Below are 10245 nucleotides of genomic sequence, written 5' to 3' on the forward strand. Positions count from 1 at the left end.
TATTAATACTTTAATAATTCACAACTTACTTATTAAAATAATTATAATTATATAAAACATGTTTTAGTTATTTTAAATAATTAACTTAAGATAAATAAACTATAATATCTATAAATTGTTAATATTTTTGAATAAAGGTGATAGATGAAAAGAGAAGAAGCAGAACTTAAACTAAAAAATATTTTTGGATTTGATAATTTTTTTGATGACCAATGGAAAACTATAGATAGAGTACTTCAAAAGAAAAGAGTTTTATTAATTGAAAAAACTGGATTTGGAAAATCTTTAACATTTCAATTCCCAGCTACTCAATTTGATGGCTTAACAATAATTTTTTTTTTTTTTTTTGCTTTAATGAGAGACCAAATAAAATCTTTAGATGAAAAAGGGATTAAAGCTGACCTTATAAATAGTCAAGAGACTAATGAAAGAAATGATTTAATTATAGAAAAAGCAATAAACAATGAATTAAAAATTTTATATATAACACCAGAAAGGTTAGCAAGTGCATCATGGCAAAATGCAGTATCTAAAATGAATATTTCTTTTATTGTTATTGATGAAGCTCATTGCATATCAACTTGGGGACATGAATTTAGACCAGATTTTAGAAGAATTATAAAGTTAATGCAAGTATTACCCTCAAATATACCAGTTTTAGCTACAACAGCAACAGCTACATTAAGTGTTTCAGAAGATATAAAAGAACAGATTGGTAATAATATTGAAATTATTAGAGGTGATTTACTACGTGAAAATTTAAAACTAAATGTAATACATGTAGAAAATGAAGAAGATAAAATGGCTTGGATGTTAAGTTATTTAAAAAATGTTAGTGGTAATGGTTTGGTTTATACTGGTACGACTATAAATACAGAAATTTATTCAAAATGGTTAGAATCTGAAAAGCTAAATACAATTTTTTATCATGGCAAAATGGATGGAGATATAAAGAAAGGTATAGAGAAAGAATGGATGAATGACAAATATAAAGCAGTGATTGCTACAAATGCTTTAGGAATGGGTATTGATAAGTCAAATATACGATTTATAATTCATACTCAAATAACACAATCACTAATACATTATTACCAAGAAATTGGAAGAGCAGGAAGAGATGGAAAAACTGCTGAGATTTTTTTATTATTTAACGTAAAAGATACAGCTTTGCCTCTTAGCTTTATAAATGGAGCTAGACCATCAGTTAAAAAATATGAAAAAGTTATTAGTGCTTTAAAAGAAGAACCATTAGGTGAGAAAAATCTAATGAAAGCAACAAATTTAAAACAAACACAAGTTAGAACAATTAAAGCAGATTTATTAGACCAAAAAATCATTATAGAAGTAAAATATGGAAGCAATAAAAAATATGAATATAAATATAATGCATCACAGCTTGATACGACAGTATTTGAAAATTTGAGAAATCATAGATTAGAAAAGTTTAAGAAAATGCTTAAATATATAAATACAAATAAATGTAAAATGCTTTATTTATGTAATTATTTAGGAGATAGTAATTCAAACAGTTGTGAAATATGCGATAGTTGTTCGAATAATAAAAATCAATTTTCAATGAGTAAAAATGATAAAGAAAAAATAAAACAATTTCAAGATAATTTTTTTCCAATTTTAGAAGTTGAAACTACTAAAACAAACTTGATAAATGGTATAGCATCATCTTATTATGGTTTCTCAAATGTTGGAACAATCATCAATAAATGTAAATATAAAGATGGTGGTAATTTCCCAAACATATTATTAAAACAAACTCTTAGAGCATTTGGAAAAACTTTTAAAGATCAAAAATTTGATTTAGTTTTATTTGTTCCTCCAACTAAATCTGGAAAACTAGTAGAGAACTTTGCAAATAAACTAGCAATGACTCTAAAACTTCCTATTACTCCATTGGTTAAAATTAGAGATACTAAAGAACAAAAAATATTTCAAATTGGAGCATTAAAAACTGAAAACATAAAAGATGCTTTTGACATAAATATTGATATAATAAACAAATCAATTTTACTAATAGATGATATATTTGATAGTGGAGCTACCATTAAAGAGATAGGCAAAATGCTTACAAACAAAGGTGCAAAAATTATAGCACCTCTAGTAATAGCGAAAACTGTAGGAGGCGATATTGCAAACTGATTTAGTTTATTGGATACTATTTGCACATATGCCAAGATGGACAACATTAAAAACAAATAAGTTAATTGTTAGAATTATACATAATCAAAAAATTACATTTGAAGAATTTTTTAGTCTATCACATGATGAATGGATTGAAATATTTAAACTTGATAATAAAGAAATAAATGATTTAGAGCAAGCCAGAAAAGAGTTGCCAAACTATTCTTTTTTACTTGAAGATATGCTTAGTCAAGGATATGAACTAATACCGTTTAATTCAAGCGATTATCCAAAAACTTTAAAAGATAATTTAAAATTGAAATTTGCTCCACCACTTATATATATTAAAGGAAATAAAAGTCTTTTAAATGATGCTACTATTGCAATTGTTGGTTCAAGGAAAGCAGGTCATACATCATTGGAATTTACAAAAAATATTGCAATAAATGCTACTAAAGAATATAAGTGTGTTGTTAGTGGTGGGGCAAAAGGTGTTGACCAAACAGCGCTAGATGAAAGTATTAAAGCTGATGGCCATAGCATATTAGTCTTACCACAAGGGATTTTAACTTTTTCAAGTGGTATGAAAAAATATTATAAGCATATTGTCGAAGGTAATTTATTAATACTAAGTACTTTTTTTCCAAAAGCTGGTTGGAGTGTAGGTCTTGCTATGGGAAGGAATAAATATATTTATGGATTATCAAAAGAGATATACGTAGCTGAATCTGATAGTAAAGGTGGAACTTGGTCAGGTGTTTTAGAAGGCTTAAAAGCAGAGAGAACAATATATATTAGAAATCCAAATAATGATGAAAATAATGCTAATGATTTACTAATATTGAAAGGTGGAAAAGCTGTTAATATGGGTGGTGATTTAATTAAAACAAATCAAATAGATGAAATTTCACTTGATGAGAAAATCAAATATGCAATCAAAGGTATGGCATTAACAGCTAAACAAATTAAAGAAAAAATAAACTATGATATTGATACAAGAAAATTTTCAATATACTTAAATGAACTACCTTTCGTTAAGAAAGAGAAAAAAGGCAGTTCTAATGTATTTATATATAAAAATGAAAGCACACAATTAAACTTATTTGGTACAAGTTAAATATATAAATTTATCTTGAAAAGCTAAAACCTATAGAATATTTTGTTATAGAGTTATCATAATTAATAAGACTCTCACCATAACCACTAAAAACTTTCACATAAAAGTATGCGTCATCTATTAGTGGATATGAGCAAGTAGATTCAACTGCTCCATATCCCGTAGCTATATTTCCTCTTCCCATAAGTGTGAACATATGCTTGCCTGTGAAATAATTAAACTTTACTGATGTATATCCACGATAGTTCATGATATCAGGATTATCAGTAGCAGAAGAGCCTGGAAAATCTGACATTAATGTTAACTCAGTTAAAAGCGTGTCGTGTTGAAATGCAAACTCAGAGTATATATAGTTAAGACTTCTTGAACGATTTCCAGGATCAACTTCATCACTAGAATAAACAACATCATCATTGTTTCCCTGACCATTTGAAATATGAGCTAAACCTAGTTTTATAGACTTCATATTAAAAACAGAATCTTTATTTAAAACTGGAAAAACTACAAAACCTTCAGGATTATAGTTAGTCTCTCTAAATGGAGATGAGTCTGCATATATCTGCCAAAAGGCAGTATGAGTATAAGCTATATAGTAACTCTCATTTAAGCCAAGTAAACTCGTCCCTAAATATAGCTTTAGACTAACTTGCATCTGGGCTTCTTTGTTTATATACTCATCAGTTTTTACATAAGACTTGTAATCACCCTTTCTATAAGAGTAAGGAAGCAAAAAATTTGTTTTATGTGGTTTAAGTCCATAATCACTATCTAACCACTTTGTCATACTTTTTTTTGCTTGGGCATCTTCTATTTCATATACTTCGTACTTGTCAAGCTCTTGGCTCTTATCATTACTAACATCAGCAGAAAAAAGGGCTGTGAAAGTAAATAAAAGTAAAAATAAACATCTCATTTACTAAACCTTAACTCTATCTTCTAAGGCTCTTGTTAGAGATAAAATATCAATATTTTCTAAACTAACACCAGTAGGGACACCTTGAGCAATTTTTGAAAAATTAACTTTATGTCCAATAAGTTTATCTTCTATGTAAAGAATGACAGCGTCATTTGATATGGAAGGTGTAAGTGCAAAAATTATCTCATTTACTCCGCCTTCAACAATCTTTATAAGATGCGAAATACTCAACTCTTCTAAAGAATCAAGAACAAAGTATTTACCATCAAAAAGTCCATTTTCTTCTAAGAGAAGAATATCTTTGGCATTTTCAATAATACATAAGACTGTAGCATCTCGTCTCTCGTCTGAGCAGATAAAACAGAGTTCATCTTCACTCATACCACCACAGATAGTACATTTTTTCACAGAACCTAAGGCCGCCTCGATAGTATGAGAAATCTTCATACCTACATAACTATCTTTTATAACCATATGGTATGCGAGTCTTGTTGCAGATTTTTTACCAATAGTCGGGAGTTCTTGAAGGGCATCTACGAGACGATTGAACTTATCTAAAGAGCCGTGCACTAGTTAAGACCTTTTGGTAAAAATATCCAAAGATTTAAAGGTGCTTTTAGCATGCCTGCACTCTGCTCTGCCTCATAAGAAGAGCCAAAAAACATATCAGCTCTCACAGAACCTTTTATAGCACCGCCTGTATCTTCTGCCATTACTATCCTACTTTCATTTTGATTATTTATTTTAGCATCTAAAAACAACATACTCCCTAAAGGAATGAAGTTTCTATCTACTGCCACCGAACGCTCAGGGGTTAAGACAACTCCAAGTGATCCAGATGCTGCGTGATTTCTCTCATCAAAAAAGACTAAAGAATCATTGTAATATAAAACTTCATCTACTCTTTGTGGATTTTCTTTAAACCATTTTCTAATACTTTGAAGTGACATATCTTCTTTTGACACCTCACCAATATCTATCAAATACTTTCCAATAGATTTATATTTATGCCCATTTTGATTAGAAAAACCAATAAAGAGTGTCTCTCCTGTATCTAAGTTTACTCTTCCAGAACCTTGAACTTCTAAGAAAAAAAGATCGATTTTAGAGTCTGTATAACAGATAATGTCTGCATCTAAGGCTTCTGAATTTGACTCTTGTCTTGTATAATAAGGAACTAACTTTTTACCCTCAATGCGACCTCTAAGTCTAAAGTTTTTAAGTTCAGGATAGATGCTACTGAGATCAACTGTTATAAGATCTTTTGGGGCATTATATATTGGGTATATATATGGTTCTTTTTTGATTAGTGAACCTCTTAAACTTGGTTCATAATAACCAGTCAAAAGTCCTTGAGGTCTACTCTGTGAGTGTTGTATTTTATAAACATCAAAACTATTTTCTAGGAATATTTGGGCGTCTTTGGCTTGTTGTGCTTTTGTACATAAATCAGAGTATATTTTCTTAGTTTTAGTACTTTGACAACTGTTTACAAATGAGCTAATTGCCTCTTCATATTTTTCATTATTCCAGTTAGGAAGTTCATCGAAATCCACTTGTGTTAAAAGTGTTTGTGGCATCTGTGGCATTAGAATTTTTGGCTCTTTAGAACAGCCTAAAAAAACTATAGAAATGCTAAGAATAAGTATTATATTTTTTGTCATAAAAAGAATTATACTGATATTAAATTTAAAACGATATAATTGCGAAAAATATTTTTCAGGTGTATTACTACTATGCAAGATTTAAGCTATTACGAAATATTAGAAGTGTCACAAAGTGCTGATAAAGCAAGTATCAAAAAAGCCTACAGAACTATGGCAAAAAAATATCATCCAGATAAAAATGCTGGTGATTCAGATGCAGAGCATAAGTTCAAGCTATGTAACGAAGCATACCAATGTCTAAGTGATGAGAAACAAAGAAGTGTTTATGACCGTTATGGTAAAGAAGGACTTCAAGGTATGGGCGGTGGCGGTGGTCGTCGTTCATCTGGTGGTTTCGACGATTTAGGTTCAATGTTTGAAGATATGTTTAGTGGATTTGGAGGAGGCGGTGGTAGTCGTCGTCAAAACCCTGCAGATATGGAAAAATATCCACTTGATATGAATGTTGATATGTACCTTTCTTTCAACGAAGCAATATTTGGCTGTGAAAAAGAAGTTGAATTTACTTACAAAAAAGCTTGTAAGCCTTGTAAGGGTAGTGGAGCTAAAAATGGCAAACTATCAACTTGTGCTCAGTGTAAAGGTCAAGGTCAAGTCTATATAAAACAAGGTTTTATGACTTTTTCTCAAACTTGTCCAGTTTGTAACGGTACAGGTAGTTCTGCTTCAGACAAGTGTACTAGTTGTCGTGGAAATGGTTATGATGAAACAAGAGAAACTGTAAGTATTAAAATTCCTAAAGGTATCGATGACGGAAATCGTCTAAGAGTATCAGGCAAAGGTAATATCGGTAAGAAAGGTTCACGTGGTGACTTATATGTTACATTTAGCGTAAAACCAGATAAGCACTTTCAAAGAGAAGGAAATGACGTTTATATCGCTATTCCAGTATTTTTCACTCAAGCTGTTTCAGGTGAGAGTCTAACTATTCCATCACTTACTGGTGACTTAGAACTTAAGCTTGATGTTGGAACAAAAGATAAACAACACTTTACATTTAGAGGTGAAGGTATAGAAGATGTTCACGGACACGGTAAAGGAAACTTAATCGCTCAAGTAAACATCACTTATCCTAAAAAACTAAATGATGAACAAAAAGAACTTCTTACTAAACTACAAGATTCTTTTGGCATCGAGTCAAAACCTCACGAAGGTGTTTTAGACTCTGCAATCGACAAAATGAAAAACTGGTTCTCATAACCAGTTTTTTCGTCCCCAAACTCTTTTTTTTCTTATACTCTCAACTACTCTTATTATCCTCTTTTATAAATTATTCTTGTGTTATACTCAATATATAAAATGGAGAAATATAAATGCAAAATCAAGAAATACTAATAAATTACTTAAATGAATTAAATATAAATTATGAGATTAAAACACTAAAAGATATCACTAAGTTAATAAAAGCTCATCTTAGAACTTTTTCTTTTTCTAGTTTAAGAGTCTTACTAAAAGAAGAAATATCTTTAGATTTAAATAATATTTATGAAAATATTGTTTTAAAAAAAAGAGGTGGTTATTGCTTTGAGCACAATAAACTTATGTATGAAGTTTTAAAAGAGTTAGGATTTGATGTTACTCATTATCTAGCAAGAGTTATCAATAATACTCAAAATATACCAGCTCAAACTCATAGATTTACTTTGTTAGATTTTCAAGGAGAAAAGTACCTTATAGATGTCGGCATTGGTTTTCGTACTCCTAGTGTTCCCATTAAGCTTGGAAACACTTCTAGTGTAAGTCATTTGGGAGTTGAGTATAAGATTGTTGAGCTTGAAGATAAAATATGTTCAATGCAATTAATGCAAAAAGGCAAACCCTTTAATGCTACAAAATTTGATTTAAACAAATGTTATGAATCTGATTTTGAAATAGGAAATTTTTATTCATATAAAAATCCCAATGCAGTGTTTGTCAATAATTTTGTAATTTCCTTGATTGAAGAGGATGTGATTCACTCTCTTGTAAATGAAAAATATTTTAAGATTAATAAGCAAGGTACAAAAGAGATAGAGATTAGAAGTTGTGAACAATTAGAAGAGTTATTAAAAAATGATTTAAATTCTAAATTCACGGCAAATGAAATCGCATTTTTTCATAAAAACTATATAAAAGCTTAATATTTAAAACTGTATTATTTTGATACAAAACAATGGAGAGATTAATGCAAGCAGAATATTTAAGTGCTACATACCTTACACTAGGGCTAAACCTAGCTTTTACACTCGTTACTTTAGTATTTAGTGTCATACTTTTACTAGCAATTGACAAGATACTACTTAAAAATATAGAGTTACAAACTGAAATCAAAAATGGCAACATTGCAGCTGCTATATTTGCCTCATCTATTATGCTTTTCATCGCTATTATAGTTGGTATGGGTATTCATTGATAAGAGACCTTTTTATATTTTTTATACTTATCAATGCGATGATATACTATCTTGTTCAAGAGATTATTGATACAAAAGATAAACATAAAAAAGAAGATAAAAAACTAGAACTACCTACAAAGAAAAAAGTATTTATACCTACTTTTGTATTGAAAAACCAGAATGCTTATGACTTTGAGTCTCCAAAAAATGGCAAAGTACACAATCTATATGATAATAATTTTTTAAAACTTAATAATCAAATATATAAAGATAAACATTACAACTCTATACTTGGATGGAATTCATCTAAAAAACAAAGATATGCCTTTGCAGCTCCTTCAACCTCATCAGAATACTACTTTGTAAATGCTTATCTAAACGGTTATGTTCCTTATAAAACTGAATCTGTCTGGCAACCATTAGAGGTATTGAGACTATATTTTAAGTACAAAAAAGATGATGTTATCTACAACAAAAGACCTGAGGTTTGGCAGACTTCTAAAGAGTCTTTCATAAATCTCAGAGGTGATTGTGAAGATCATGCCATAACATTAGCTGACTGGCTTATAGGACAAGGTTACGATGCAAGAGTTGCAATAGGAACAGTTAAGTTTAGATCTCAGCCAGTTGGTGGTCATGCTTGGGTTATTTTGTTTCAAGATAACAAAGAGTATATTTTAGAAGCAACAAGAAAACAAAAGTGGAACTTACTTCCTTTAGCTTCCACCTTAACTAACTATTTTCCAACTCAGATGTTTAATAGAGAAGATATTTGGACAAATACAGGCTCAGATAAAACTACAAAGTACGCAGGCAAAATGTGGATAAAGAGTGGAAAGTTTATAGCATATGATTCATATTATCCTGACTTGAAAACTCATAAACTATTTATAGATATTACACCTTTAGATGCAGAGATAAAGATAATGGATATAAAAAAAGAGTTTTACCAAGGGATACCATTACGCACTCAAAGCTACTATGTAAAGATTGTAAAAAAAGGTTTTAAGACACAAGAGTTTTGGATAAATGTAAATGCTCAAGATTTACACATACAAAAGTCACTTATTAAACTTTAAGAGTCTTATACTCACTAGGAGTTACTCCATACCATTTTTTAAAGGCTCTAAAAAAAGAACTCAAATCAATATATCCAAGATTCAAAGATATTGTATGCAAATCCATCTCTTTACAAAGATAATAAATACTTAGTTTCTTTCTAACCTCAAGTAATAGCTTAGAAAAAGTTGTGCCCTCCTCTTTTAGCCTCATTTGTAAAACTCTTGAACTTAAGCCTGTTTTACTTGCAATGTTGTTTAGTGAAATATCAAGTTGAGTTGAAGATACTAAAATAAGACTAGAAATCTTTTCTTTAAAATCATCTTGAGAGAGCTTAAAACCTAAGGTTTCTTCAGCTTCTTTTTCAAATATTTTTAACAATTGTTCATTTGCTGATAATGTTTGTATACCTTCAATACTCTTATCAAAATAAATAGCATTTTCTTCTTGATTAAAATATGTTTTAATCCCAACTATCTTTGAATCTTTTAGATTAAAAGATGGTTTTTCTTGGACTAGATGTATTTTTAGTGGCTTAATATTCACCGGAATAATGTTGTTAATAAGATGCAATATAGAAAATAAGTGTATTAATCACTGAATTTTGAGTTGAAATAAGAGATTCTGATATATTAGACTCTTTGAGAAAATCTTTTATATCTAAGTTATATTTATTTTCTAAAAAAGCACTCATCATAAAAAACATAGATATAGGAAATTGAAAATTATTCGTCATTCGTTAGACCTTTATTCGTAAAATACCATATGATAATTTCAAAAGAAGTGTATCATACAAAACAAAATACATAGGAGTTTATATGACATATTATATTTTACTATCGTTTCATTTACTTGCTGTAATTATATGGGTTAGTTCACTTTTATATCTTTATGGTTTAAGTCTTCTTCAAAAAAATCAAAAAGATAAAACTCTTATTGATAAAGCTCTAGAATTTTATAAAAGAGTTTCAAATCC

11 protein-coding genes are annotated in these 10245 nt (G+C 29.4%); 6 read left to right on the forward strand and 5 right to left on the reverse strand.

Annotation, left to right across the window (positions count from 1 at the left end; all coding sequences use genetic code 11):
• The first annotated feature begins 144 nt into the window (after positions 1-144).
• Complete coding sequence (locus QZZ48_RS11850; RefSeq protein ID WP_294966078.1) at positions 145-2154, forward strand: RecQ family ATP-dependent DNA helicase; 2010 nt, start codon at positions 145-147, stop codon at positions 2152-2154.
• On the forward strand, positions 2144-3253 hold the full coding sequence (locus QZZ48_RS11855; RefSeq protein ID WP_294966081.1) for a DNA-processing protein DprA: 1110 nt from the start codon (positions 2144-2146) through the stop codon (positions 3251-3253). The genes QZZ48_RS11850 and QZZ48_RS11855 overlap by 11 nt, the downstream gene beginning before the upstream one ends.
• A gap of 10 nt (positions 3254-3263) precedes the next feature.
• On the opposite strand, the gene QZZ48_RS11860 is transcribed toward QZZ48_RS11855, so the two are convergent.
• From QZZ48_RS11860 to QZZ48_RS11870, 3 genes are read right to left on the reverse strand one after another with little or no spacing between them, the layout of a single operon-like run.
• A complete protein-coding gene (locus QZZ48_RS11860) occupies positions 3264-4166 on the reverse strand; it encodes a phospholipase A (RefSeq protein WP_294966084.1) in 903 nt (300 codons plus the stop codon).
• Between the two features lie 3 nt (positions 4167-4169).
• A complete protein-coding gene (gene recR, locus QZZ48_RS11865) occupies positions 4170-4739 on the reverse strand; it encodes a recombination mediator RecR (protein WP_294966087.1) in 570 nt (189 codons plus the stop codon).
• Positions 4739-5833, reverse strand: a complete 1095-nt coding sequence (locus QZZ48_RS11870; protein WP_294966090.1) for an MltA domain-containing protein — start codon at positions 5831-5833, stop codon at positions 4739-4741. Before QZZ48_RS11870 ends, recR begins: the two co-directional genes overlap by 1 nt.
• A 72-nt stretch (positions 5834-5905) precedes the next feature.
• Here QZZ48_RS11870 and dnaJ point away from each other — a divergent pair, with 72 nt between their 5' ends.
• The 4 genes from dnaJ (at position 5906) to QZZ48_RS11890 (ending at position 9289) form a co-directional block, all read left to right on the forward strand.
• Positions 5906-7036, forward strand: a complete 1131-nt coding sequence (gene dnaJ / locus QZZ48_RS11875; RefSeq protein ID WP_294966093.1) for a molecular chaperone DnaJ — start codon at positions 5906-5908, stop codon at positions 7034-7036.
• 113 nt (positions 7037-7149) lie between these two features.
• Positions 7150-7956, forward strand: coding sequence for an arylamine N-acetyltransferase (locus QZZ48_RS11880; RefSeq protein WP_294966095.1), 807 nt, complete (start codon positions 7150-7152; stop codon positions 7954-7956).
• Between the two features lie 44 nt (positions 7957-8000).
• Positions 8001-8228, forward strand: coding sequence for a DUF350 domain-containing protein (locus QZZ48_RS11885; protein WP_294966098.1), 228 nt, complete (start codon positions 8001-8003; stop codon positions 8226-8228).
• Positions 8225-9289: a transglutaminase-like cysteine peptidase gene (locus QZZ48_RS11890; RefSeq protein WP_294966101.1), complete on the forward strand. Its 1065-nt coding sequence runs from the start codon at positions 8225-8227 to the stop codon at positions 9287-9289. Before QZZ48_RS11885 ends, QZZ48_RS11890 begins: the two co-directional genes overlap by 4 nt.
• On the opposite strand, the gene QZZ48_RS11895 is transcribed toward QZZ48_RS11890, so the two are convergent.
• Together QZZ48_RS11895 and QZZ48_RS11900 are read right to left on the reverse strand one after the other, a co-directional pair.
• Positions 9279-9815, reverse strand: a complete 537-nt coding sequence (locus QZZ48_RS11895; RefSeq protein ID WP_294966104.1) for an AraC family transcriptional regulator — start codon at positions 9813-9815, stop codon at positions 9279-9281. The two genes, QZZ48_RS11890 and QZZ48_RS11895, sit on opposite strands and share 11 nt — an antisense overlap.
• A 13-nt stretch (positions 9816-9828) precedes the next feature.
• Positions 9829-10005: a hypothetical protein gene (locus QZZ48_RS11900; RefSeq protein ID WP_294966106.1), complete on the reverse strand. Its 177-nt coding sequence runs from the start codon at positions 10003-10005 to the stop codon at positions 9829-9831.
• Positions 10006-10245: the final 240 nt, after the last annotated feature.

This window comes from Sulfurimonas sp., from assembly GCF_016744025.1.
In the GTDB taxonomy this organism is placed as follows: domain Bacteria; phylum Campylobacterota; class Campylobacteria; order Campylobacterales; family Sulfurimonadaceae; genus Sulfurimonas.

Coding starts and splice junctions, on each gene's coding strand:
- QZZ48_RS11850 (WP_294966078.1), top strand. CDS start 145: ATGAAAAGAGAAGAAGCAGAACTTAAACTAAAAAATATTTTTGGATTT.
- QZZ48_RS11860 (WP_294966084.1), bottom strand. CDS start 4,166: ATGAGATGTTTATTTTTACTTTTATTTACTTTCACAGCCCTTTTTTCT.
- QZZ48_RS11870 (WP_294966090.1), bottom strand. CDS start 5,833: ATGACAAAAAATATAATACTTATTCTTAGCATTTCTATAGTTTTTTTA.
- dnaJ (WP_294966093.1), top strand. CDS start 5,906: ATGCAAGATTTAAGCTATTACGAAATATTAGAAGTGTCACAAAGTGCT.
- QZZ48_RS11880 (WP_294966095.1), top strand. CDS start 7,150: ATGCAAAATCAAGAAATACTAATAAATTACTTAAATGAATTAAATATA.
- QZZ48_RS11885 (WP_294966098.1), top strand. CDS start 8,001: ATGCAAGCAGAATATTTAAGTGCTACATACCTTACACTAGGGCTAAAC.
- QZZ48_RS11900 (WP_294966106.1), bottom strand. CDS start 10,005: ATGACGAATAATTTTCAATTTCCTATATCTATGTTTTTTATGATGAGT.